A 22,595-nucleotide genomic window follows, 5' to 3' on the forward strand; every position below is an offset into this window, starting at 1 on the left:
CGTTGGCGCGGCCACCTCAGGATGAGGGCGGCGTATGGAAGGTTTGCAGTTGGACGGGTTCGGAGAGAGAATCAGGCCTTGCGGGCGACCGTGAAGCGGGCGGCGTCCCGGAGCACCCGCGCCCGCTCGCCCCAGGGGGCGACCGCCTCCTCGCACAGGGCGACCAGCCGGTCGCACTCGGCGCGCGCGCCGTCGAGGCCGAGGCGGTCGACTAGGGTCGCCTTGCCCGCGTCCTTGTCCTTGCCGGTGGCCTTGCCCATCGCCTCGGGCGAGGCCTCCCGGTCGAGGATGTCGTCGGCGACCTGGAAGGCCTGACCCAGCGCCTTGCCGTAGCGCAGCAGCGCGGCCCGCTCGTCCGCGCCCGCGCCGCCGACCAGCGCGCCGGCCTCGACGGAGAAGGCGAGGATCGCCCCGGTCTTCATCGCCTGCATCCGCAGGGTGTCGTCGATGTCCATGCTCGCCGGGCCGAAGCGTCCCTCGGCCGAGAGGTCGAGGAGCTGGCCGCCGACCATGCCGCCGAGGCCCGAGGCCCGGGCGAGGCCGAGCACCAGCTCGGCGCGGATCGCCGGATCGGGCTGCCAGCGCGGGTCGGCGGTGACCTCGAAGGCGAGGGTCTGGAGGGCGTCGCCGACGAGGATCGCGGTGGCCTCGTCGTAGGCCTTGTGGACGGTCGGCTTGCCGCGGCGCAGGTCGTCGTCGTCCATCGCCGGCAGGTCGTCGTGGACGAGGCTGTAGCAGTGCACGAGCTCCACGCCCGCACCGGCCGCCAGCGCGGCCGCCTCGCGGCCGCCGAGCATCCGCGCCGTCTCGATGGCGAGAAACGGCCGCAGCCGCTTGCCGCCGCCGAGCACCGCGTGGCGCATCGCCTCCATCAGCCGCGGCGGCCGGGCGATCTCGCCGGGCTGCAAGTCCGGCCCGAGCCGATCGACGAGGAAGGTCTCGACGGTGTCGGCGACCCGAGCGAGCCTGTGGGTAAAGTCACCCGTATAGGCATCCGCCTTGACCGAAGGGTGAGGAGCCTGCGTTGAGGTCATCGGAACGGGCCTGGATCGGGGAGGGGCGGACGCGACGTGGCGGTGCCGGAGGACAGCGAAGCCGGTGGGCGCGGGCGCGATCTGCGGAGGATGTCTCCCGCGCGGGCACGCGCGCCGAGGCGCGGGAGCGGGCTGCGGCGGGCCGCCACCCTGATCACCCTTGCTCCCATCGCGGTACTCGCGCTCACGCTCACGTTGGCGCTCGTCTATCGCGTGGCGACCCCGCCCTCAACCCTGATGCTCGGCCGTTGGTTGACGCTCCAGGGCGCGCAGCGGGAGAGCGTCCCGCTGGAGGCGATCGCGCCGGCCCTGGTCCAGGCGGTGATGGCCTCGGAGGACCAGCGCTTCTGCCTGCACAGCGGCGTCGATTGGGGGGCGCTGCGCGACGTGGTGGACGACGAGGAGGGCCCGAGCCGCGGCGCCTCGACCATCACCATGCAGACGGTGAAGAACGTCTTCCTCTGGCCGGGCCGCTCCTACATCCGAAAAGGTCTGGAGATCCCGCTCGCGGTGCTCGCCGATGCGGTCTGGGGCAAGCGCCGCACCCTGGAGATCTACCTCAACGTCGCCGAGTGGGGGGAGGGGATCTTCGGGGCCGAGGCGGCTGCCCGCCGCTGGTTCCGCAAGAGCGCCCGCGACCTCACCCGCAACGAGGCCGCCCTGCTGGCCGCGGTGCTGCCGAACCCGATCCTGCGCAGCGCCGGCAAGCCGTCGCGCGGGGTGCGGGCCATCGCGGCGCGAATCCAGGGCCGGATGGGGCAGGTCGACGGGCTGATGGGGTGTGTGAGGCGGTAGCGGCCCTGCCGGTGAAAGAGGGTCGAACGATGCGGACGCCTCTTCCGGGACCGCGACGATCGCCGGTCTCGCCCGCGATCGTCCGCTTTCGCCAGCAGGAACGGGAGCGGACCGAATCGGATGGCCGGCGATCAGTCCAGCGCCTTGTCATGTAGACGCGACGCAAGCCCCTCTCCTCCCGGTGAGTCTCCGCGTAGCCGATCCGGAGATAGAGTTTGCACGAGACCGTGCAGGCGGGAAGCGGCGCCGGATGTTTGCCCGAAAGATCAGAGAAGCGAGAGGATTCTGTCGACGTAGGGAAGGGGACTTTCGTCGAGATCGAAGCAGACAGAAACGTGGCCGTTCGGCCTGTCGATCACGAGCTGATGGAAGTGGCCATATCCGACGATTACATAGCGCGCGCCGCCGCAATCGACATTTCCCCGCTGTTTCGCCAATTTCAACAGAACGGGATTGATGAAAAGCTCCTCGTACCTGTCGGACTCGGACGAGGATGCGTTGGACAGGCCGTCTCTCTGCATCGTCTCCAGTTCCGCCCCGGCGTAGATCGAGACGTAGCGGATCGAGGGGCTGAGACGAAAAATTTTATCGAAAACGATCATCGCATGTCCATAACCAAGATTGATCTGAGAAAGCGGTATAGGGAAATAAATCGCGTCTCGGCCGCCACTTTTTCAGAAACTCTGGCTCCACCGTTGACCTTCGTCAAGATAAATGGCGAAGGCGCTCCCAAAACGGCCGGCGCCTACCGGATGATCGTCGCTTGGCTGTACGGTGCGAGCTACGCGATGAAGTTCGCCACCAAGGCGCTCGGACGCGACTACGTGGGGCCGTCGCTGGAAGCGCTCTGGTGATCCGACGATCCCGCCAGTTTCGCCCGGCGTGGGAAGGACTGCTGGCGCTGGACCGTCATGATCCCGGCTCCGGACTTCGTCACGGAGGCGACGCCGTCCCGTGGAGGCGCGTCGTTCAAAAGCCGGATGCGGGCCGGTCGGATGGCCATGCCGTCATGCGCCCTCGACGCGGCTCACCGCGGCGTCAGCGATCGAATCGGTCCCACCGGCATATGGCGTGACGATTCGAGGCGGGCTCGGGTGGCCTCGGGCCCGAGGCCCTTCGCGGCAGCGAAGGCGTCAGCCCGGCGAAGGTTGCGCGCCCGTTCACGGGTCGCCTCGGCCGCCACGGGCGGCGGCGTCCGCGCGAGGAGGGAAATCACGAGACAATTCAGGGCGATAGGGGCAACGCAGTCGGTTTGGAGGCCGCAATCGATCGATGTTGTGGCGGTGAAGATCGATGACAGCGCCCTGAAAGCGGATGCGGCATTTCGGATACATGCCGGGGGCGATGTGCGCAGCCACACCCGGAAAAGGAACGATTGCCGGCCAACCGCCTTGAAAAAACCTGCCGTCGGATCATTTTGTGCATTGCGGGATCGCGGACGGCGTCCGTTTCCCGCTGCCCTCCTTGGGCGTTTCCTCCCTAGACTTCGGGCCGCTCTCACGGGCGGCTTTTTTTTGCTCGGCGCCGTGGGTCAACCGCGGGCGCGGGCGCGGATCATGAAGTTGTCGTAGGTGTATTCGGCCACCTGGAACCAGAGATACGCCTCGTTCCGGAAGGCCTTCATCGCCTCGTAGATGCGCTTGAAGTCCGGGTTCCTGGCCGAGAGGTCGGCGTAGACCTCGTTGGCGGCCTTCAGTGCCGCCTCCATCACGTCCTGCGGGAAGGGGCGGAGCTGCGCGCCGCTGGAGACGAGCCGGCGCAGGGCCTGCGGGTTGCGCGCGTCGTAGCGGGCCTGGACCTCGGCATTCACCTGGGCGGCGGCGGCCTGGAGAATGGCGCGGTAGGTCTTGGGCAGGCCCTTCCAGGCCTCGGCGTTGATCCAGAAATGCAGCAGCGCGCCGCCCTCCCAGAAACCGGGATAGTGATAGATCGGCGCCACCTTCTGGAGGCCGAGCCGCTCGTCGTCGTGCGGGCCGATCCATTCGGCGCCGTCCAGCGCCTTGCTCTCCAGCGCGGCGTAGATCTCCGGCCCCGGCGTCGACTGGACCGAGGCGCCGAGCTTGGCCAGCACGGTGGCGCCGAGCCCGCCGATGCGCAGCTTGAGCCCCTGGAGATCGGCCACCGCCTTGATCTCCTTGCGATACCAGCCGCCCATCTGCGCGCCGGTATTGCCGCCGGGCAGGGCGACGACCCCGTTCTTCGAAAAGATTTCGGCGAACAGTTCCGCCGCACCGCCCTGAAGCCACCACGCGTTCTGTCCGCGGGCATTGAGGCCGAAGGGCATGGCGGTGGCCAGCGCGAAGGCCGGGTTCCTGCCCATGCCGAAGCTCGCCGGGGCGTGGCCCATCTCGATCCTGCCGCCGCCGATCGCATCGAGCAGCCCGTCGGCGGGAAGCGCCTCGCCCGCGGCGGAGACCTGGATCTGGAAGCGCCCGTCGGTCGCCTCGGCCACCGCTTTGGCGAGGCTCTCGGCGGCGCCGAACAGGATGTCGAGACTGTGCGCATAGGCCGAGGACAGGCGCCAGCGCACCTCGGGAGCGGCCTGCTGCGCGCGGGCGGGTCCGGCCGCGCCGAAGCCGGCGCCGAGTCCGGCGGCGAGCAGGGTCCGCCGCTGCAGGATGTTCGTCATGGATCTCCCGGCCCGTCCCGACATCGCCGTCTGCTGGCACATCGTCTTCTCCCGAGAAGCCGGTCACCACCGTTCGGGACGATGCTTGAGCGACCCGTGCCATACACGGGATGGGCGGCATCGGGAAACCGGGGTGCCGCGCGCGATCCGCCGTCGCCTCCCGCGGCAGGGCGTGGTAGCAGCCTTCCCGTGAAGACCGGGAAGCTCAACCTCCACACCGTCTGCGGCCTCGACGAGCTCGTCGAACACCGGGCCCGCGGCGTCAGTCACGTCCTGTCGATCCTCGACCCCGACCGGGCCGATCCGGAGGCGTTTTCCGCCTACGGGACGCATCGGCGCACCATCCTGCGCTTCCACGACGCCATCGAGCCGGCGCCCGGCATCGTCCTGCCGGAGCGCGCGGACATCGAGAAGATCCTGGCTTTCGGCCGCGAGGCGATCGCCGATGGCGGGGAGATCCACATCCTCGTCCATTGCCATGTCGGCATCTCGCGCTCGACTGCGGCGCTGGCGACCCTGTTCGCGCAGGCCGAGCCCGAGACGCCGGCCGAGGCCCTGATCGCACGCCTGCACGAGCAGCGTGAGAAGGCGTGGCCGAATGCGCGGATGATCGCCTTCGCCGATGCGATGCTCGACCGGAAGGGCAGCCTCGGCGAGGCGGTGCGGCGCCTGCATGCCCTGCAACTGCGCAAGCGCCCGCATCTCGATCAGGTGATGCGCGACCTCGGCCGCGGCGCGGAGGTCGACGCGGCCCTGCGCGGCTGACGGGCGGTCAGTTCGATCTGGCCGGCGTGAAGTTGCCGTCGCGCCAGACGTAGAGCACGTAGCCCTGGGCGGTGATGTCGCCCTTGGCGTCGAAGCCGACGGGGCCGAGCACCAGATCGAAGCGCTCGCCATGCAGAGCCTTGGCGATGGCGGCCGGTGCGGTGCTGTGGACGAAGTTGCCGGCCTCGACCAGCGCCTGAAGCGCAGCGTAGCCGTAGATCATCGAGCCGTCCGCCTCGACCCCCTTCGCCTTGAACGCGGCGACGACCCCCTGCGCTTCCGGCTTGCGGCTCGGATCGAGGTAGAAGGTCATCAGCACGCCGTTGCTCGCCGGTCCGGCGATGCGGGCGAAGTCCGGCGTGGCGATGGCCGAGGTGCCGAACCATTGCGGGCGAAAGCCCCGCTCGGCCGCGATGCGCACGAGGCGGCCCATCTCCTGCGCGTCGCCGCCGTAATAGACGACGTCGATGCCGGCTCCCTTCAGCCGATCGGCCAGCGCCGCGTCGTCGGCGTCGCTCGGCTGGAAGGCGGCGGACAGGGCCTCGTTCACGCCGATGCGGTTGAGGTTGTCCTTGGTCGCCGCGGCCAGCGTGCGCGAGGCCGGGGAGAGGTCGTTGAGGATGGCGATCTTCCGATCGCGAAAGCGCTCGGCGAGGATCGCGGCGGACAGCTTGGCCTGATCGTCGTCCCGGCCGCAGACCCGGAAGATCGTCGGCAGGCCGCGGTCGGTCAGCTTGGCGGCGACCGAGGCCGCGGTGATCATCACGATGCCATGGGCGGCGTAGACGTCGGACGCCGCGAGCGAGGCGTTCGAGCAGACATGGCCGACCACGAGCCGCACGCCGGACTGGACGTAGTGATGGGCCACGGCCACGGCCTGGTTCGAGTCGCAGGAATCGTCCTGCATGTCGAGCACCACGGTCTCGCCGTTCATGCCGCCCTTGGCGTTGGCGTCCGCGGCCGCCGCCTCGACCCCGCGCAGCACCTGTTCGCCGACGGTGACGTAGGGGCCGGTGCGCGGCACGGCCACGCCGACCCTGACCTCCGCCGCGGCCGGCACGGCCGTGAGCATCAGCCCGGCCAGCAGCGCGAGGGAGGCCGAACCGGGGGCGAGGGGGCGTCGGACGGTCATGGCGCCTCTTTCCCAGCCCGCTGCCCCGTTGCCAAGGTCTGCCGGCCCGGACCTTCGTCGTTCGTCAGGACGCCGGTCCTGTCCCGTCCCGCTCTCCGGGCCCGGCACGGCCGAGCGTCCGGCATCGCGTTCGATGCATGGAATGACGCAGGCACGGCCGTTGGCAAGTCGCGATCTCGACGAAATGGAAAGACTTTTGCGGGCGGAGCGGAGCGCGCCGGGCGCCTGCGCCCCAATCCACGGGCGGGACGATGATCCTATTTCGTGACGGTGTAGATGGAGGCGCCGGCGCCGATCGGGGCGGCCACGGTCGAGAACACGCCGAGCACCTTGCCGAGTTCGGCGAACGGCGAGCTCGACACGTAGACGAGGTCGCGGTTGCGCATGCGGAAGCTCTGGGTCAGGAACAGCCCCTGCGCGTCGCGCAGGTTGACCCGGTAGACCACCGGCACCTGGGGCGCGGCCAGCAGCGGCGAGTTCGGGCGCAGCCGCCGCACCACCGCCGACGGCTCGTAGCGGAAGAGGAACACGCCGGCCGGATCGGCCTGGGTCTCGCGCAGGCCCGCGGCGCGGGCCAGCGCCTGCGACAGCGTCAGGCCGTCGGCGGAGAACGGCACCTCGGTGGTGCTGCCGAGCGCGCCCACCGACAGGAAGGTCTGCGGGTCGCGCACCAGCGTCAGCGTGTCGCTCGGCCGCACGAAGATGTTCTCGCGCGGGTTGGCGACCACGGTGCTCATCGGCACCGTGACGGTGCGGTTGCCGCGCGAGAGCCGCACGAAGGTCTCGGCCACCGGCGTGCGCACGCCGCCGGCCAGCGCGATCACGTCGAGCAGGCGGTCGCCGCGGCCCGAGAGCGGCACGCGCATGCCCATGGCGCCTTCGCCGGTGACCGAGACCGACTGCGAGACCGGCTTGGTGACGGAGACGAGCACCTGCGGCTGGATCGCCTTGCCGGCGAGGTCGGCCTCGATCAGCGCCTGGACGTCCTGGGTGCGGCGGCCGGCGACCTTGATGCGGCCGGCATAGGGCACGGAGATCGCGCCGTCCGGCCCGACCACCTGCTCGGGGATGAGGGCGGACTTGGAGCCGGCGGAGAAGCGGTCGGCCACCAGCGGGCCGGAGAACAGGCCGCCGGAACCGGCCTCCCAGACCTGCACCGCCACGTAATCGCCGACGCCGATCACGGGTTCGAGCGCCGGGCGGTTGTCGCCGAAGGTGACGAGGAGGCTGTCGAGGGGGCGGGTGCGCAGGGACTCGACGATGGCGGGGGTGACGTCGATGATCTCGTAGCGCGCGAACAGGCCCTCGGCGGTGGCGACGTCGGCCCCGCTCTCGATCGCCGAGGTGGTCGGGCCCGAAGCCGGCAGGATCGAGCAGCCCGACACGGCGAGCGAGGCGCCGAGGATCGCGAGCGCCGCCGCGCGCTTCATGGGAGTCTCCCTCCGGGTCGAGGCGGACCGTTCGGTCGCGCCCGTCCCCGTCCCGATAGCAGCGCAATCACTGCGAACCATTGAACGCCTGCCCCGAAACACTTGCTCCAAAACCTTCGCCCCAAAACCTTCGCCCCGGCCCGACTCTCGAACGGCGCGTCACGCTGCGCCGACGGCCGGCGATGGCTCACGCAGCAATGCGTCACCACCGTGGCACGGCCACGCTTATCCCCCTAATCCTGATCGATTCGGCAACACGGCCTTCCTCAGGACACGGCCGAGCCCGGCCGCGGCGAGATCGATCCGGGCGGGCGGGGGAACATCGCCCCGGCCGAAGCGGAACAGCGCGTAGTCGGTCGCGAGCGGGCCCGTCTCCGTCGGGCGCAAGCCCGGCAGCGAGGGGGCGTGATCGCCGAACACGCACAGCGTCGCCCGCCGTCCGGCGAGCCCGTCGATCAGCCGCTCGACCGCTTGGCCGGTATGGGCGACGTGGTGGAGATACTGCGCCAGCGGCGCGTCGAGGCCGGCGAGCCGCCCGGCCTTCCACGGGCCGTGGTTCTCCATGGTGACGGAGAACACGAAGGTACGCCCCCGCTCCGGCGCCGCTTCCGCCAGGATGCGCTCGGCGACCGCCACGTCGCCGATATAGGGGCCGACCCGGGGCGCATCGGCGAAATCCTCTTCCATCACGAGGCGCTCGAAGCCGAGGCGCCGGAACACCCGCGCGCGGTCGAAGAAGTCGCGATGGAAGGGATGGACGAACACCGTCTCGAACCCGGCCGCGCGGGCGAGCCGGGCGAGGCTCGTCGGCTCCTCGCCCTTGCGGGCGAGGTAGGGGTCGAACCGGCCGAAGCCGAGCGCCTCGGGCTCGCAGCCGGTCAGGACGGCGTGTTCGGTGCGCATGGTGTAGGCGCCGTGCGCCGGCACCGCGAGGCGGCCGTATTGCGCCGCCTGCGCCCGAATTCGCGCCATCAGCGGCAGGTCCGGGCCGCCGAGGCGGGCCGGATCGAGGAAGGATTCGAGCTGGACCACGACGACCACCTCGTCCTCGGGAGCCGCGCCCGCCTCCGCCGGCAGCGCCCCGAAGGCCGGTGGCGTCCGGGCCTCCCCGCGGCGGCGCAGGGCGTATCCCATCAGGCTCGCGACGAGGCCGAAGCGCGCCACGTCGCGGTCGAGGTCGGGCCGCGGAAGCCGCCGGCGCAGCCAGGCGCGGCCCGGGGGCGTCAGGGCGGCGAGGGCGAGGCTCGCCAGCGCCGCCGGCAGGCCGAGCATCGCGAGGAGGGATGCGGCCGTTCCCTCCGGCAGCGCCGCGGGTTCGAGCCGATACCAGGCGACGACGCCGGCGACGCCGAGCAGGAGCGGGCCTCCCATCCGCGGGTCGGTGAGCGGCAGGGTGTAGTACAGTTCCGGGTGGCGCGGCACCTGGGCGAGCAGGGCGAAGTCGCTGAACACCATCGGTTCGCCGATCACCGTGCGCTTCAGCCGGTCGACGACCGAGAGAATGGCCAGCGTCAGCAGACAGGAGCAGGCGGCGAGCCAGGGCCGCCAGGAGAACTGGAACCAGAACAGCGTGATCAGCGCGTAGCCCAGCGCCCGGATCGCGAGATCCCCGGGCCGCAGGCTCGGGCGACGCGGCGAGGCCGCCGCCTCGATGGCGAACGAGCCCGCGAGCGCGACCGCGAGGGGAACCAGATCGATCGCCGGACCCATCCCTGCCTCAGCGTTCCGGGCCGCTGCGCACGCCGCGCCGGGCGCGCAGCCGGCGCAGGATCGGATTGACGAGGGCGTAGCGCAGCCGCATCGCCGTGTGGCGGGCCGCGCCGAGGGCGAGCCGCGAGGGGGGTGCGGCGGCGCGCGCCTCGCTGAGCCGGTCGAGCAGTCGCTCCGGGGTGCAGGGCTTCATCGCCACCGGATCGAGATAGAGCGGGTAGAGGATCAGCGCCCCGGCCACCAGCGCGTCGAGGGAGAGCGTCCGGCCGCGGTCGGCCCCAGGCGCCAGATCCTCGGTCAGCCCCCAGCCGGCGTAGAAGGGACGGCCGTGGACCGCGACCGTCAGGCCGCGGATCAGCGCCTCGAACCCGGCGAGCGAGGTCATGGTCTCGACATGGTGGCAGCGGTCGAGCAGGTCGACGATGGAGAGGCCGCCGACCACGCGGTCGGCGAGCCGCCGCACCTCGTCCTGGGGAATCGCGCCGGGCCGGAAACCCGCCTCCACGTCGGGATGCGGCTTGTAGAGCAGGAAGGCGTCCGAGTTGCGGCGCCGCGCCGCGCGCAGCAGCGCGAGGTTGCCGCGCACCTGCGGCGAACCGGTGAGGACGGAGGCGTCGTCCTCGACCTGCCCCGGCACCAGCACGATCGGCCGGTCGGTCGGCCAATCCTCGCCGCCGCCGTCGAGGCCGACATTGTACTTGCTCAGGCGCCGCGCCACGATCGCTTCGCGCAAGGCGGCGGCGCGGGCGATCGGCCCCGGCGGAAAATCGGTCTCCTTCAGGATGCGGGCCAGCCGGCTCTCGACCCGCGGGTCGTAGTAGATGCCGAGATCGTCCACGACGATCGAGGCGCCCGGCCGCAGGCTCGCCCCGAGCCCGACCGAGCGCAGGAATCCGTCCTCGACCCGCGCGAAGGGGATTCGCGCCGCCTCGCACAGGCCGGGAAGCCGCTCCGGGCAGCGGGTCGCCCAGGCCTGGACCCGGCCGCCATGGGTTCGCGCCAAGGCCACTGCCTCGTCCGCCGTCATGGTGTGGAGAGGCGGTCCCGCCGGCCCCGTGGCGAACACGTCGAGCGCCGCCCGCTTCCAGCCCGAGACGCCGACGAGGACGACGCGGCGGTCGTTGCCGAGGAAGCGGTCGCGCAGCCACCCCACCCGCTCGGCCGCCTCCGCCAGCGGGATCGGCCGGCGCGTCCAGGGGTCGAAGCCGTGCACGCCCGCGCCGTAGCGCAGGGCGAGGAACGCGGCCTCGTCCGCCGGGCGCGGCCCCGCGGCAGGATCGGGGCAGTGGGTCTCGAAGCCGGCGAGCGCGGCTTCGCAGCCCGCCTCCCACCGTGCCACGAAGATGCGGGAGGCGAGCGGAAACAGCCGCCAGGGATCGGCGGGCGCCGCGATCGCGGTCAGCCGCGGATCGCTCGGCACGGCCTCCTGCGGGCAGCCGTCGGGGCCGGCGGCGACGAAGCGCGCCGCGGGATCGGCGGCCAGAAGCCGCGTCAGGAAGGCCCGCACCGCCGGGCGCGAGGCGGCGAGCCGGGGGTCGATCAGCGCCAGGGCGGGCCGTGTTCCCCCGGCGAAGGCGGCATCCGCCGAGGCGAAGCGGTTGAAGCCGGCGAGGCGGCGCACGCGCAGCAGGTCGCCGAGGTCCGGCGTGGGCGGCTCGCCGCCGACCGGGCGGCCGGCATAGGTCAGCCTCAGGCTCGAAAGGCCGGTCCGCGGCGAATCGTAGGGGCTGAGCAGCGGTCCCGGCGCCACGCGCAAGACCGCCCTGCCGTCCCCGACCGCGGCGGGAGACCAGACCGCCGGAGGGCCGGGGAAACGGAAGGTGAGGGCCGTGCCGGTGGCCGCCTCGATCTGTGCCTGCACGCATCGCACCGTCCTGCCGAGCGGCAGGAAGGAGCGGGGCAGCCCGGTGGCCTCTGGCGGCTCGATGTGGCGCAGGTCGATCATGGCGAGGCCCGCTCCATAGCCCAAGCCTCGGCGGTGGCCCAGCTTCGTCCGGGCAGGAGCCAAAATCTTCACGTTCGGCCGATCGCCGGGCGCCACGAGCGGAACGTCGTTTTCCGGGGGATGACGATGGCTCGGACACACCGGAGCCGCAATCTGGCGCGAGACGTGCACCGACCGATCGTCGCAGGTCTTGCGTGACGCATCGGCAACGGAGGTGGCGAGTTTCTTCATTTGGCTCGCGCAGCGGTTGTCGTTCGCGGGCCCGTCGTGACAGGCGTCGCAGACGACGCCGTGGCACGCATCGTTTCACGAGCAGGGATTGAGCGCCCGGGAATGTCGCAGCCTCGTGCCGATGCCGTAGGCAGTCACGCCGCCACGTTCCTGTTCCTGCAGGGGATCGCCTCCCCGTTCTTCTCCGTTCTGGGCCAGGCCTTGCGCGAGCGCGGCCACGGGGTCCGGCGCATCAACTTCTCGGCCGGCGACTGGCTGTTCTGGCGCCTGCCGGCCGACCACTATCGCGGCCGGCGCGACGATTGGGACGCCTATCTCGAAGCCTATATCCGCGAGCACGCGGTCACCGACATCGTGCTGTTCGGCGATTGCCGTCCCTATCATCAGGCGGCGGTGCTGGTCGCCCGGCCGATGGGCGTGCGCATCCACGTGTTCGAGGAGGGCTATGTCCGGCCCTACTGGATCACCTGCGAGGCCGGCGGCGTGAACGGCAACTCGACCCTGCCCAAGCGCGCGGAGGAGATCCGGGCGATCGCCCGCAAGCTGCCGCAGCCGGGGCGCGCGATGCCGCTCACCGGCGACATGGCCCGGCGCAGCCTGTGGGATATCGGCTCCAACATCGCCAACATCGGCTTCCCGTACCTCTATCCGGGCTTCCGCACCCACCGGCCGAATCACATCGCGGCGGAGTACGGCGGCTGGATCAAGAAGTTCGTCCGCCGCCGCCGCACCCGCCGGGAGGCGGCGCGGGTCAACGAGATCTACGAGGCGATCAACGCCGACTACTTCCTGCTGCCGCTCCAGCTCGACAGCGACTACCAGATCCGTGTCCACTCGCCGTTCCTCGGCGTCGAGGGCTTCATGGACCGGGTGATCGCCTCGTTCGCCCGGCACTCGCAGGCGCCGACGCGGCTGCTGGTGAAGCTGCACCCGCTCGACAGCGGCATCATGAACTGGCGCAAGCGCGCCCGCCAATCGGCCAAACGCCACGGCTGCAACGACCGCCTCGACTTCATCGACGGCGGCGATCTGCCGAAGCTCATCGACGGCAGCCGCGGCGTGGTGCTCGTGAATTCCACGGTCGGGATGCTCGCCCTGGAGCGCGGCCGGCCGACGCTGGCCTTCGGTTCCGCCGTCTACAACATGCCCGGCCTGACCCATCAGGGCGACATCGACACCTTCTGGCGCGATCCGCAGCGGCCGGACATGGAGCTGATGGGCGATTTCGCCCGGGTCGTACTGCACCGGACCCAGATCAACGGCGGCTACTTCTCCCGCCCGGCCATCGAGCGCGCCGTGGCCGGCGCCGTGCCGCGCCTCGAAGCGGCGTTGCCGCCGGCCGCCCTCGCGGCGGCCCGGGACGGCCTGGAGCAGGACGGGCGCGGCGGCCGGCTCTCGCCCGCCTACTGATCGCCGCCCGGCCGCACCGGCCGTTCGCCGACGGGCCCGAGCGACAGACCTCGAAAGAACCCAGGCCTTTGTCCGTCATCCTCATCACCGGAGCCTCCAGCGGTATCGGCGCGGCCCTCGCACGGTTGTATGCCGGGCGAGCGGACAGCCTCGTCCTGACGGGGCGCGACCGGGAGCGCCTCGAAGCGGTCGCCGGAGACTGTCGCGCGCTCGGTGCCGAGGTGCGCACGCGCCTGATCGACGTGCGCGAGCGCGAGGCGGTCGGCGCCTGGATTCGCGAGATCGACGGGCAGACGCCCCTCGACCTCGTGATCGTCAACGCGGCGGTCAACGGCGGCCATCCTTCCGGCGGCCTGGAGGCCGAGGCGACCGCCTTCGAGACCGCCGACATCAACCTCACCGGCGCCCTCAACGTGATGCTGCCCTGCGTGACCCTGATGAGCGGGCGCGGCCGGGGCCAGATCGCGCTGCTCTCCTCGCTGGCGGCCTACGCGCCCCTGCCGGACGCGCCGGCCTATAGCGGCGCGAAGGCGGCGCTCCTCGCCCACGGTCTCGCGCTGCGCCAGAAGCTCAAGCCCCTCGGCGTGCGCCTCAGCGTGGTCACGCCGGGCTACGTGAAGACGCCGATGGGCGGCGTCATCAAGGGCTGGCGCCCCCTGGAGATCGGCGCGGACGAGGCCGCTGCCCGCATCGCCCGCGGCCTCGAACGGGATCGCGACGTGATCGCCTTTCCCGCCCTTCTGGCCGCGATCGCCCGCGGCGCGCTGCTGGTGCCCGAATGGGTCCGCGGCGCCGGCCTGCACGGCTTCCGTTTCCGCAACCGGAAGCGGCGCTGATGCCTCCGATCCGAATGGCACTCTTCGCGCTGGAGGCGCTGCCGAACGCCCGCGCGGTGCGCCGCTTCGTGGCGGATCACGCCGACACCATCGCCTTCGTCGGCCTCTCCAACGCCGAGCGGCCCGCGACCGGCGGCCTGACCGGTCAGGTGCGGCGCCATCTCGCCCGCTCGGGCCCCGGCTTCCTGCCCTATCTCGGCGTCAATTTCGGCCTGCCGGATCTGCTGCGCCCCCTGGCCCCCCTGACGCAGCGCCTCGCCGACAGTGCGGACACGCCCGAGGCGACACCGCTCGCCGCGCTTTGCCGACGGCTCGGCATCCCCGTGCTGCGCGTCGATGACGTGAACGGCGAAGCGGTGGCGCGGGCCTTCGCGGCACAGGCGCCGGACCTGATCGTCGCCTTTCATTTCGACCAGATCTTTTCCGAAGCGACGCTCGGACGGGCGCGACTCGGCGGGATCAACCTCCATCCGAGCCTGTTGCCGCGCCACCGCGGCCCGGTGCCGACGATCCATGCCCTTGCCGACGGGGGGGCCGAGTTCGGCGTCACCGTTCACCGCCTCGCTCCCGCCATCGATGCGGGCGCGATCCTGGCGCAGGAGGCGGTGGCCCTGCCCAGGGACACGACGGCGACCCGCGCCGCCGTGCGACTGCACGAGCACGGCCGAGGGCTCGTGGAGCGGGTGCTCGGCGACATCGCTGCCGAGGGCATGATCCCCGCGGGTCGAACCGTGCCGGTGCTGCCCTATCGCGGCTTCCCTGACCGGGGGCTGCTGGCCCGGATGCGCCGGGAAGGGTTGCGGCTCACCGACGCCCGAGACCTGCGGGACGCGCTGACGCTCTCCCGCAAGGCCTGACGCGTCAGGCCCTCAAGGCGGCGTCGAGATCGTCGATGAGATCCTGCGGGTCCTCGATGCCGATCGAGAGGCGCACGGTCTCGGGGCCGGCGCCCGCCGCCCGCTTCTGCGCGTCGGTGAGCTGGCGGTGCGTGGTCGAGGCCGGATGGATCACCAGCGAGCGGGTGTCGCCGATATTGGCGAGGTGGCTGAAGAGCTGGAGGTTCGAGACGAGCGTCACGCCGGCCTCGTAGCCGCCCTTGAGGCCGAAGGTGAAGACGGCGCCCGCGCCCTTGGGCGTGTAGCGCTGCGCCAGCGCGTGGTAGCGGTCGCTCTCCAGGCCCGGATAGCTCACCCACTCGACGTGCGGGTGGTCCTTCAGGAAGCGCGCGATCGTCAGCGCGTTGTCCGAGTGGCGCTGCATGCGCAGCGGCAGGGTCTCGATGCCGTTGAGGATCAGGAAGGCGTTGAACGGCGAGAGCGCCGGCCCGAGATCGCGCAAGGAAAGCACGCGCACGGCGATGGCGAAGCCGAAATTGCCGAAGGTCTCGGCCAGCACCATGCCGGCATATTCCGGCCGCGGCTGCGACAGCATCGGGTAGCGTGCGTCGCCCTGCCATTGGAAGGTGCCGCCGTCGACGATCAGGCCGCCGATGGAATTGCCGTGGCCGCCGAGGAACTTCGTGGCCGAGTGGACGACGATGTCGGCCCCGTGCTCGAACGGCTTGATCAGGTACGGCGTCGCCATCGTGTTGTCGACGATGAGCGGGATGTTGTGGCGCTTGGCGATCGCGCTGAGGGCGGCGATGTCGGTGATCACGCCGCCCGGATTGGCGATGGACTCGCAGAAAATCGCCTTGGTGCGCGGGGTGATCGCGCGCTCGAACGATTCGGGATCGTCGGTATCGGCCCAGACCACCTGCCAGCCGAAGTTCTTGTAGGCGTGGTTGAACTGGTTGATCGAGCCGCCGTAGAGCTTGTTCGCCGCCACGAACTCGTCGCCCGGCTGCATCAGCGCGTGCAGGGTCAGGAACTCGGCGGCGTGGCCCGAGGCGACGGCGAGCGCGGCGGTGCCGCCTTCGAGCGCGGCGATGCGCTCCTCGAGCACCGCGTTGGTCGGGTTGGTGATGCGGGTGTAGATGTTGCCGAACGCCTGCAGCCCGAACAGCGAGGCGGCGTGGTCCACGTCGTCGAAGACGAAGCTCGTCGTCTGGTAGATCGGCGTCGCCCGCGCGCCCGTGGCGGGGTCGGGGGTCGCGCCGGCGTGGATCGCGAGGGTGTTGAAGCCGGGCTGGCGGTCGGTCATCGCGCAAAACTCCTCAAGGCCCGTCGTTTACGCCCGCCGTCTTCGGCGGTGCAAGCGCCGCTGCCGAATGCAATCTCGACCAGCGGCCAAAGACGGCGGCCCTGCATCATCGGGGACCATCGATCGGAGGGGGTGCGCCGGGGGTAACGATCGGGCGGGATCGTTGCGGCGCCGCACAGCGCGCAAGCGCGGCAGTCTGGACATGTTCGCATCTGACATGTCACAGAGCCGCGCGGTGGATGACGGTAATCCGGTGACCCACGGTCGCATTGATTGCCGCGGCGCAATGGTGTCTGCCGTTGCGCGGGATCTTGAATTCGAAAGCCTCCAAGGTATGCACGGGCGCGACTGGCCCGGTGCGTCGCACGGAGAGGCTCGGCGTGACGGCTGACGGGAGGAGCACCTTGGCGGACGAAGGGCCTCAGGGCACCAAGCGAGATTTCCTCTTCCTCGCGACCGGCGCGGGATTGGCCGTCGGAGCCGGCGCGGCGGCATGGCCCTTCGTGGCCTCCATGGCCCCCGACGCCGCCACCGTCGCGGCCGGCGCGCCGCTCGACGTGGACCTCAGCCCGATCCAGGACGGCCAGATCGTCAACGTGTTCTGGCGCGGCAAGCTGATCTTCGTGCGCAAGCTCACGGAGAAGGAAGTCGCGGACATGAAGGCCGTGCCCCTTTCCGAAATGATCGACCCGGCCACCTTCGATTCGCGGGTGAAGAAGGGCCACGACCAGTGGCTCGTGAGCTACGGCAACTGCACCCATCTCGGCTGCGTGCCGATCGGCCATTCCGGCAATTACGAGGGCTGGTCCTGCCCCTGCCACGGCTCGCAGTTCGACGCGGTCGGCCGCGTCCGCCGCGGTCCGGCGCCGATCAACCTGCCGATCCCGCCCTACGCCTTCGAGTCCGACACGAAGATCAGGATCGGCGAAGAGGGCGGCAAGGCGGTCGCCTGACAACAGGACACGAGAAGCCGGAGCGGGCAAACCGATGAGCAGCGCACACGCGACCTCGACCTACGTACCCAGGAGCCGCCTCGCGAAGTGGTTCGAGTCACGGCTGCCGCTGGTCGGGCTGGTGCACTCGTCCTTCGTCGCCTTCCCGGTTCCGCGCAACCTCAACTACTTCTGGACCTTCGGCGCGATCCTGATCGCCTTCCTCGGCATCCAGATCGTCACCGGCGTCTGGCTAGCGATGCACTACGATCCGAGTTCGGCCAACGCGTTCGAGAGCGTCGAGCACATCATGCGCGACGTGAACTACGGCTGGCTCCTGCGCTACGCGCACGCCAACGGCGCGTCGATGTTCTTCGTGGCGGTCTACGTCCACATCTTCCGCAACCTCTATTACGGATCCTACAAGGCCCCGCGCGAGGTGCTCTACCTGCTCGGCGTCATCATCTACCTGCTGATGATGGCCACCGCCTTCCTCGGCTACACCCTGCCGTGGGGTCAGATGAGCTTCTGGGGCGCCACCGTCATCACCAACATCCTGGCGGCGATTCCGGTCGTCGGCGACACGATCCAGAGCCTGCTCTGGGGCGGCTACTCGGTCGGCAACCCGACCATCAACCGCTTCTTCTCGCTGCACTTCCTGCTGCCTTGGATGATCGCCGGCGTCGTCGTCCTGCACGTCTGGGCGCTGCACGTGACGGGTCAGAACAACCCGGCCGGCATCCCGATCAAGTCGAGCAAGGACGCGGTGCCCTTCACCCCCTACGCGACCATCAAGGACGTGTTCGCGGTGGTGGTGTTCATGATCCTGTTCGCGTGGTTCATCTTCTACCAGCCGAACTATCTCGGCCACGCCGACAACTACGTGCCGGCCAACCCCTCGGTGACGCCTGCGCACATCGTGCCGGAATGGTACTTCCTGCCCTTCTACGCGATCCTGCGCGCGGTGCCGGACAAGCTCGGCGGCGTGATCCTGATGTTCGGCGCGGTGCTGATCCTGGCCTTCGCGCCCTGGCTCGACACCTCGCGGGTGCGCTCCTGCAACTACCGTCCGGTCTACCGGGTGTTCTTCTGGGTGTTCCTGGCCAACGCCATCCTGCTCGGCTGGCTCGGCGCCAAGCCCCCGGAAGGCGGCTACGTCCTCGCCTCGCGGCTCTGCACCGTCTACTACTTCGCCCACTTCCTCGTCGTCATGCCCCTGGTCGGCCTGTTCGAGACGCCTGACCGTCTGCCGGGCTCGATCCTCGAGACCGTCACGGGTCCGGGCAAGCCGGTGAACGGGTCGGGCATGCCCGCAGGCGCGGCGGCCGAACCGGCCAAGCGCGGCTAACGGGCAGAGGGAGAGAACAACGATGCGCATCGCACGCCTCGCCGCCGCGGCTCTGCTCGCGGCCTCCCTCGGTGCCGGCTCGGCTCTGGCCGAGGACGGGCACGGCACCAACCCGCCGCGGGAGACATGGAGCTTCGCCGGCATGTTCGGCCGCTTCGACCAGGCGCAGCTCCAGCGCGGCTTCCAAGTCTACAAGGAGGTCTGCGCCAACTGCCACTCCATGCGGCTGCTCGCCTTCCGCAACCTCGCCGAGCCCGGCGGACCGGGATTCACCGAAGGGCAGGTCAAGGCGCTCGCCGAGACCTACAGCGTCAAGGAACTCGACGATTCGGGTTCCGAGAAGGAACGTCCGGCCCGTCCCGCCGACCGTTTCCCGCCGCCCTTCCCGAACGACAAGGCGGCGGCCGCGGCCAACGGCGGCAAGGCGCCGCCGGACTTCTCGGTGCTGGCCAAGGCCCGCACCTACGAGCGCGGCTTCCCCTGGTTCGTCCTCGATGCCCTGCCCTTCACCGGCTACTCGGAGCAGGGCGTCGATTACATCCACGCCCTCCTGAACGGCTACGAGGAGGCCCCGAAGGGCTTCACGATGCCGGACAGCGGCTTCTACAACAAGTACTACCCCGGCCACGTGATCGCGATGCCGAACCCGCTCAGCGAGGGGCAGATCACCTACGCGAAGAACGACAAGGGCGAGCCGGTCGTGCCGGAGACCGTCGAGCAGTACTCGCGCGACGTGTCCGCCTTCATGGCCTGGGCGGCCGAGCCGCACATGATGGCCCGCAAGGCGCTGGGCCTGCGGGTGATCCTGTTCCTGATCGTGCTCGCCGGCCTGCTCTACTACGTGAAGAAGCAGGTCTGGAAGAAGGTCGGCGGCGAGGTTCACGGCCTCCAGCCCGAGCTGCACAAGACCTACTAAAACCTGCCGCTCGGAACCTGACGGACGAACGGGCCCCTCGCGGGCCCGTTTGCGTGTGCGGGGAGGCCTGCGCTAAGGGCTTTCCACCGCCGGACGGGCCGATCCGGGCGTATTCGAAACGTCATCGCCGAACGCGACCCCTGCCGTGCGGAAAACGCGCGGTGCGGGCGTCGCGGTTGCGGCGGCACCACAAGGGATACTCGCATGACGGCAGCGGTTCTCGGCGTGATCGGCGGCTCGGGCGTCTACGACCTGCCCGGCCTGGAGGATGTCCGCGAGGAGACGGTCACCTCGCCCTGGGGCGAACCCTCCGATGCGCTGCGCATCGGCCGCATCGGGCAGACCGAGGTGGTGTTCCTGGCCCGTCACGGCCGCGGCCACCGCTTCTCGCCCACCGGCATCGACTACCGCGCCAACATCGACGTGCTGAAGCGCGCGGGCGTGACCGACATCGTCTCGCTCTCCGCCTGCGGCTCGTTCCGCAACGAGCTGCATCCCGGCCTGTTCGTGCTCGTCGACCAGTTCGTGGACCGCACCTTCGGCCGCGCGACCTCGTTCTTCGGCAACGGCTGCGTCGCGCACGTGCCCTTCGCCCACCCGGTCGGGCCGCTCCTGCAGAGGCGCATCGCCGCTGCCGCCGAGGCCGAGGGCATCGCCGTGCATCGGGGCGGCACCTACGTCTGCATGGAGGGGCCGCAATTCTCCACGCTCGCCGAATCGAAGCACTACAAGGCGTCGAACTTCGACGTCATCGGCATGACCAACATGCCCGAGGCCAAGCTCGCCCGCGAGGCCGAGATCACCTACGCCACCATCGCCATGGTGACCGACTACGATTGCTGGCATCCGAGCCACGACAGCGTGGACGTGGCCTCGGTGATCACGGTCGCCCGCGCCAACGCCCACAAGGCGGCCCAGCTCGTCGCCCGCGTCGCCCGCGATTTTCCGGCCGAGCGCGAGGAGTGCCCGGCGGGCTCGCACCGCGCCCTCGACGGCGCGATCATGACCGCACCCGCCCACCGCGACCCGGAGCTGGTGGCTAAACTCGATGCCGTGGCCGGGCGTGTGCTGAAGGGCTGACGGCTCGTCGGAGAACCGTCGCATCGGCCGAGGCTGCGGCCCCTCGCCCCGCTTGCGGGGAGAGGGTCGCGACGACCCTGTCGTCGGCGCGACGAGGCGGCAGCCGAAGGTGAGGGGGCTTGGCCGAATGAGCCTCATCCTGAGCCGCCCCCTCACCCCCGCTCCGGCTTCGCCTTCGCTTCCCGCAGGCACGACGAGGTGCCTGCGGGCCTCTCCCCGCACGCGGGGAGAGGGGGGAGCCTGCTCGCGGTGACGGCAGAGCCGCTAAGAAATCAGCAGGTGCAGCCGTTCTCGCGCTCCCGGCGCCGGATCCCGGCGATGTCGGCGCGCTGGCGGGCGGAAAGGGGCACGTCGGCCCAGTCGTCGTACCGGTAACCGGCATTGCCGAAGGCGCGGACCGCCCCTTCCGTGCGGAAGCCCTCGCCGGCGTTCTTGTCGATCGCGTTGCGCTCGCCCCACAGCGCGTCGCAGGGGAAGGCCGCGAGGGCGGCCGAGGCGGCGACCGACAGGAGAGGCGAAGCGGCGAGAAGGCGCATGAGGCGGGCTCCGATCCGCCGGGGCGTCGGCATCCTCAGGCGGACTTGAGGGTGAGCGAGCGGCTCGGCTCGCGGCCGAAACCCCGGATGTCCATCCGGCCGCCCGCGATCTCCACCACGGCGAAGGCCGAGCTGTCCGGCGTGTCGACCATGCCGTGGAAATTGACGTAGTGGATTCCGTCGCGCTCGGCGTAGTTGCCCGCATGATTGTGGCCGTTGAAGTAGGCGACGACGTGGGGCTGTCGTGCGAGAAGGCCGACGATCCGGTCCGCGTCCCAGAGATTGTGCGGGTTCTCCGGTGCGGCCGGGTAGTGGTTGAGCACCACGACCCGCTCGCCGGCCGCGCGGGCCGCCGCGAGCCGCTGCTCCAGCCACGCGAGCTGCGAATCGCTCAAGGAGCCGTTCCACGCCTGCGCGTTGGGCCGGCCGGCCGCCTTCGCCTCCGCCAGGCGCGCCTCGGCGAGCGCCCGGCGGGGATCGTCCGGCGGGGGCGCGAACAGCGAGACGTCGTTGCCGTCGAGCACGACGAAGCGGATGCTGCCCGAGGCGAAGTCGTAGAAGGCCCGCTCCATCCCGAGCCGCCCCGTCACCTGCCCGAGATGCTCGGGCGCGACCTGGAAATCGTGGTTGCCGAGCACGAAGCGCGTCTCGTGGCGCAGCGTCCGGTAGATCGGCAGGATTCGTTCGTAGCTCGCGGCATCGCGGTCGATGATATCGCCGAGCGTCACGACGAAGCGCAGATCCTCGCGATTCAGGGTCGCGACCGCCGCGCGCATCTTGTCGAGGCTGGCGGTGTAGTAGCGCCCGAGCGTCCGGTCGGGCGGGGCGTCCGCATATTGCGGGTCGGCGATGACGCCGAAGCGCAATGGTCCCTCCGCACCCTGAGCCTTTCCCGCAAGAAGCGCGGCGCTGCCGGCGAGGACGAAACGGCGGGACAGCATGGCAACTCCTCGAACTGGGCGAAGGAGGCTGACGCCCGCGCATGACCGGCGGATGACGGTTCGATGGCGCGATCGGCCGCCAAAACCCTTCCCCCGCCGGGTAAAACCACACTACAAGGCAGGCCCGGCCGGCCGTTCGGGCCCGCCGACCGTTCCAGGGTCGGATATCCAAGACGCGATGCGTACCGCCAGCATCAGCCGCCGCACGGCGGAGACCGACGTTTCCGTCTCGATCGCTCTCGACGGCACCGGCAAGGCCACCGTCTCGACCGGCGTCGGCTTCCTCGACCACATGCTGGAACTGTTCGCGCGGCACGGCCTGTTCGATGTCGAGATCAAGGTCGCGGGCGACCTGCACGTCGATCAGCACCACACCACCGAGGATACCGGTATCGCGCTCGGGCAAGCGGTGGCGAAGGCGCTCGGCGACAAGCGCGGCATCGCCCGCTACGCCGACACGCACCTGCCGATGGACGAGACGCTGAGCCGCGTCGCCATCGACATCTCCGGCCGGCCGTTCCTCGTGTTCCGCACGAGTTTTCGCGTCGAGAAGATCGGCCGGTTCGACACCGAGCTGGTGCGCGAGTTCTTCCAGGCCTTCGCGATGAACGCCGGGATCACGCTGCACGTCGAGACATTCTACGGTGACAACGCGCACCACATCGCCGAGAGCCTGTTCAAGGGACTGGCCCGGACCTTGCGCAAGGCCGTCGCCATCGACCCGCGGGAGGAGGGCCGGGTGCCCTCCACCAAGGGATCGCTCTGAAGATCGGGAGGCGAGGA

At 70.5% G+C, this 22,595-nt stretch carries 21 protein-coding genes; 11 read left to right on the forward strand and 10 right to left on the reverse strand.

Annotated elements, in window-relative coordinates; translation table 11 throughout:
- Positions 1 to 71: 71 nt before the first annotated feature.
- Positions 72 to 1,034 (reverse strand): polyprenyl synthetase family protein, encoded by a 963-nt coding sequence (locus PGN25_18680; GenBank protein ID MEH3119545.1) that lies wholly within the window; start codon positions 1,032 to 1,034, stop codon positions 72 to 74.
- Positions 1,035 to 1,070: 36 nt separating this feature from the next.
- Between PGN25_18680 and mtgA the strand changes: the two genes are divergently transcribed.
- A complete protein-coding gene (mtgA, locus tag PGN25_18685; GenBank protein ID MEH3119546.1) occupies positions 1,071 to 1,829 on the forward strand; it encodes a monofunctional biosynthetic peptidoglycan transglycosylase in 759 nt (252 codons plus the stop codon).
- A 266-nt stretch (positions 1,830 to 2,095) separates the two neighbouring features.
- On the opposite strand, the gene PGN25_18690 is transcribed toward mtgA, so the two are convergent.
- Positions 2,096 to 2,431 carry a hypothetical protein gene (locus PGN25_18690; protein MEH3119547.1) on the reverse strand — a complete coding sequence of 112 codons (336 nt, stop codon included), beginning with the start codon at positions 2,429 to 2,431 and terminating at the stop codon, positions 2,096 to 2,098.
- 3 nt (positions 2,432 to 2,434) lie between these two features.
- Here PGN25_18690 and PGN25_18695 point away from each other — a divergent pair, with 3 nt between their 5' ends.
- A complete protein-coding gene (locus tag PGN25_18695; protein MEH3119548.1) occupies positions 2,435 to 2,683 on the forward strand; it encodes a hypothetical protein in 249 nt (82 codons plus the stop codon).
- 677 nt (positions 2,684 to 3,360) lie between these two features.
- On the opposite strand, the gene dctP is transcribed toward PGN25_18695, so the two are convergent.
- Positions 3,361 to 4,458: a TRAP transporter substrate-binding protein DctP gene (gene dctP, locus PGN25_18700; protein MEH3119549.1), complete on the reverse strand. Its 1,098-nt coding sequence runs from the start codon at positions 4,456 to 4,458 to the stop codon at positions 3,361 to 3,363.
- Between the two features lie 189 nt (positions 4,459 to 4,647).
- Between dctP and PGN25_18705 the strand changes: the two genes are divergently transcribed.
- On the forward strand, positions 4,648 to 5,223 hold the full coding sequence (locus PGN25_18705) for a protein-tyrosine-phosphatase (GenBank protein ID MEH3119550.1): 576 nt from the start codon (positions 4,648 to 4,650) through the stop codon (positions 5,221 to 5,223).
- A 7-nt stretch (positions 5,224 to 5,230) separates the two neighbouring features.
- On the opposite strand, the gene PGN25_18710 is transcribed toward PGN25_18705, so the two are convergent.
- The 4 genes from PGN25_18710 to PGN25_18725 form a co-directional block, all read right to left on the reverse strand.
- On the reverse strand, positions 5,231 to 6,355 hold the full coding sequence (locus PGN25_18710) for a branched-chain amino acid ABC transporter substrate-binding protein (GenBank protein MEH3119551.1): 1,125 nt from the start codon (positions 6,353 to 6,355) through the stop codon (positions 5,231 to 5,233).
- Positions 6,356 to 6,612: 257 nt separating this feature from the next.
- Positions 6,613 to 7,785: a polysaccharide export protein gene (locus PGN25_18715; protein MEH3119552.1), complete on the reverse strand. Its 1,173-nt coding sequence runs from the start codon at positions 7,783 to 7,785 to the stop codon at positions 6,613 to 6,615.
- Between the two features lie 225 nt (positions 7,786 to 8,010).
- Positions 8,011 to 9,495 (reverse strand): LTA synthase family protein, encoded by a 1,485-nt coding sequence (locus PGN25_18720; GenBank protein ID MEH3119553.1) that lies wholly within the window; start codon positions 9,493 to 9,495, stop codon positions 8,011 to 8,013.
- Positions 9,496 to 9,502: 7 nt separating this feature from the next.
- On the reverse strand, positions 9,503 to 11,440 hold the full coding sequence (locus PGN25_18725; protein ID MEH3119554.1) for a capsular biosynthesis protein: 1,938 nt from the start codon (positions 11,438 to 11,440) through the stop codon (positions 9,503 to 9,505).
- A gap of 333 nt (positions 11,441 to 11,773) precedes the next feature.
- On the opposite strand from PGN25_18725, the gene PGN25_18730 reads away from it, so the two are divergent.
- From PGN25_18730 to PGN25_18740, 3 genes are all read left to right on the forward strand, one after another.
- The gene (locus tag PGN25_18730; GenBank protein MEH3119555.1) at positions 11,774 to 13,081 is read left to right on the forward strand and encodes a capsular biosynthesis protein; all 1,308 of its coding nucleotides are present in this window, start codon (positions 11,774 to 11,776) and stop codon (positions 13,079 to 13,081) included.
- A gap of 68 nt (positions 13,082 to 13,149) precedes the next feature.
- Positions 13,150 to 13,917: an SDR family NAD(P)-dependent oxidoreductase gene (locus PGN25_18735; protein MEH3119556.1), complete on the forward strand. Its 768-nt coding sequence runs from the start codon at positions 13,150 to 13,152 to the stop codon at positions 13,915 to 13,917.
- Positions 13,917 to 14,774, forward strand: coding sequence for a formyltransferase family protein (locus tag PGN25_18740; protein ID MEH3119557.1), 858 nt, complete (start codon positions 13,917 to 13,919; stop codon positions 14,772 to 14,774). Before PGN25_18735 ends, PGN25_18740 begins: the two co-directional genes overlap by 1 nt.
- Before the next feature lie 4 nt (positions 14,775 to 14,778).
- Here the strand turns inward: PGN25_18740 and PGN25_18745 are convergent, their stop codons facing one another.
- The gene (locus PGN25_18745) at positions 14,779 to 16,059 is read right to left on the reverse strand and encodes an O-acetylhomoserine aminocarboxypropyltransferase (GenBank protein MEH3119558.1); all 1,281 of its coding nucleotides are present in this window, start codon (positions 16,057 to 16,059) and stop codon (positions 14,779 to 14,781) included.
- A 404-nt stretch (positions 16,060 to 16,463) separates the two neighbouring features.
- Between PGN25_18745 and petA the strand changes: the two genes are divergently transcribed.
- The 4 genes from petA to PGN25_18765 all read left to right on the forward strand — a co-directional run bounded on the left by petA (position 16,464) and on the right by PGN25_18765 (position 20,335).
- Positions 16,464 to 17,012: a ubiquinol-cytochrome c reductase iron-sulfur subunit gene (gene petA, locus PGN25_18750; GenBank protein ID MEH3119559.1), complete on the forward strand. Its 549-nt coding sequence runs from the start codon at positions 16,464 to 16,466 to the stop codon at positions 17,010 to 17,012.
- Positions 17,013 to 17,046: 34 nt separating this feature from the next.
- Complete coding sequence (locus PGN25_18755) at positions 17,047 to 18,339, forward strand: cytochrome b N-terminal domain-containing protein (GenBank protein MEH3119560.1); 1,293 nt, start codon at positions 17,047 to 17,049, stop codon at positions 18,337 to 18,339.
- A gap of 22 nt (positions 18,340 to 18,361) precedes the next feature.
- Positions 18,362 to 19,255: a cytochrome c1 gene (locus tag PGN25_18760; GenBank protein MEH3119561.1), complete on the forward strand. Its 894-nt coding sequence runs from the start codon at positions 18,362 to 18,364 to the stop codon at positions 19,253 to 19,255.
- Between the two features lie 204 nt (positions 19,256 to 19,459).
- Positions 19,460 to 20,335 carry an S-methyl-5'-thioadenosine phosphorylase gene (locus PGN25_18765; protein MEH3119562.1) on the forward strand — a complete coding sequence of 292 codons (876 nt, stop codon included), beginning with the start codon at positions 19,460 to 19,462 and terminating at the stop codon, positions 20,333 to 20,335.
- 272 nt (positions 20,336 to 20,607) lie between these two features.
- On the opposite strand, the gene PGN25_18770 is transcribed toward PGN25_18765, so the two are convergent.
- Positions 20,608 to 20,871, reverse strand: coding sequence for a YARHG domain-containing protein (locus PGN25_18770; GenBank protein ID MEH3119563.1), 264 nt, complete (start codon positions 20,869 to 20,871; stop codon positions 20,608 to 20,610).
- 35 nt (positions 20,872 to 20,906) lie between these two features.
- Positions 20,907 to 21,812: a metallophosphoesterase gene (locus PGN25_18775; protein ID MEH3119564.1), complete on the reverse strand. Its 906-nt coding sequence runs from the start codon at positions 21,810 to 21,812 to the stop codon at positions 20,907 to 20,909.
- A 178-nt stretch (positions 21,813 to 21,990) separates the two neighbouring features.
- On the opposite strand from PGN25_18775, the gene hisB reads away from it, so the two are divergent.
- Positions 21,991 to 22,578 carry an imidazoleglycerol-phosphate dehydratase HisB gene (gene hisB, locus PGN25_18780; protein MEH3119565.1) on the forward strand — a complete coding sequence of 196 codons (588 nt, stop codon included), beginning with the start codon at positions 21,991 to 21,993 and terminating at the stop codon, positions 22,576 to 22,578.
- Positions 22,579 to 22,595: the final 17 nt, after the last annotated feature.

It is taken from the genome of Methylorubrum populi, assembly GCA_036946625.1.
Classification (GTDB): domain Bacteria; phylum Pseudomonadota; class Alphaproteobacteria; order Rhizobiales; family Beijerinckiaceae; genus Methylobacterium; species Methylobacterium populi_C.

What these genes read in the sequence shown, in the direction of transcription:
- PGN25_18770 (MEH3119563.1), bottom strand. Translation starts at nt 20,871, where the DNA reads ATGCGCCTTCTCGCCGCTTCGCCTCTCCTGTCGGTCGCCGCCTCGGCC.
- PGN25_18690 (MEH3119547.1), bottom strand. Translation starts at nt 2,431, where the DNA reads ATGATCGTTTTCGATAAAATTTTTCGTCTCAGCCCCTCGATCCGCTAC.
- PGN25_18725 (MEH3119554.1), bottom strand. Translation starts at nt 11,440, where the DNA reads ATGATCGACCTGCGCCACATCGAGCCGCCAGAGGCCACCGGGCTGCCC.
- PGN25_18680 (MEH3119545.1), bottom strand. Translation starts at nt 1,034, where the DNA reads ATGACCTCAACGCAGGCTCCTCACCCTTCGGTCAAGGCGGATGCCTAT.
- PGN25_18745 (MEH3119558.1), bottom strand. Translation starts at nt 16,059, where the DNA reads ATGACCGACCGCCAGCCCGGCTTCAACACCCTCGCGATCCACGCCGGC.
- PGN25_18765 (MEH3119562.1), top strand. Translation starts at nt 19,460, where the DNA reads ATGACGGCAGCGGTTCTCGGCGTGATCGGCGGCTCGGGCGTCTACGAC.
- PGN25_18715 (MEH3119552.1), bottom strand. Translation starts at nt 7,785, where the DNA reads ATGAAGCGCGCGGCGGCGCTCGCGATCCTCGGCGCCTCGCTCGCCGTG.
- PGN25_18730 (MEH3119555.1), top strand. Translation starts at nt 11,774, where the DNA reads ATGTCGCAGCCTCGTGCCGATGCCGTAGGCAGTCACGCCGCCACGTTC.
- PGN25_18760 (MEH3119561.1), top strand. Translation starts at nt 18,362, where the DNA reads ATGCGCATCGCACGCCTCGCCGCCGCGGCTCTGCTCGCGGCCTCCCTC.
- hisB (MEH3119565.1), top strand. Translation starts at nt 21,991, where the DNA reads ATGCGTACCGCCAGCATCAGCCGCCGCACGGCGGAGACCGACGTTTCC.
- PGN25_18755 (MEH3119560.1), top strand. Translation starts at nt 17,047, where the DNA reads ATGAGCAGCGCACACGCGACCTCGACCTACGTACCCAGGAGCCGCCTC.
- PGN25_18775 (MEH3119564.1), bottom strand. Translation starts at nt 21,812, where the DNA reads ATGCTGTCCCGCCGTTTCGTCCTCGCCGGCAGCGCCGCGCTTCTTGCG.
- dctP (MEH3119549.1), bottom strand. Translation starts at nt 4,458, where the DNA reads ATGACGAACATCCTGCAGCGGCGGACCCTGCTCGCCGCCGGACTCGGC.
- PGN25_18740 (MEH3119557.1), top strand. Translation starts at nt 13,917, where the DNA reads ATGCCTCCGATCCGAATGGCACTCTTCGCGCTGGAGGCGCTGCCGAAC.
- PGN25_18695 (MEH3119548.1), top strand. Translation starts at nt 2,435, where the DNA reads ATGTCCATAACCAAGATTGATCTGAGAAAGCGGTATAGGGAAATAAAT.
- PGN25_18720 (MEH3119553.1), bottom strand. Translation starts at nt 9,495, where the DNA reads ATGGGTCCGGCGATCGATCTGGTTCCCCTCGCGGTCGCGCTCGCGGGC.
- PGN25_18710 (MEH3119551.1), bottom strand. Translation starts at nt 6,355, where the DNA reads ATGACCGTCCGACGCCCCCTCGCCCCCGGTTCGGCCTCCCTCGCGCTG.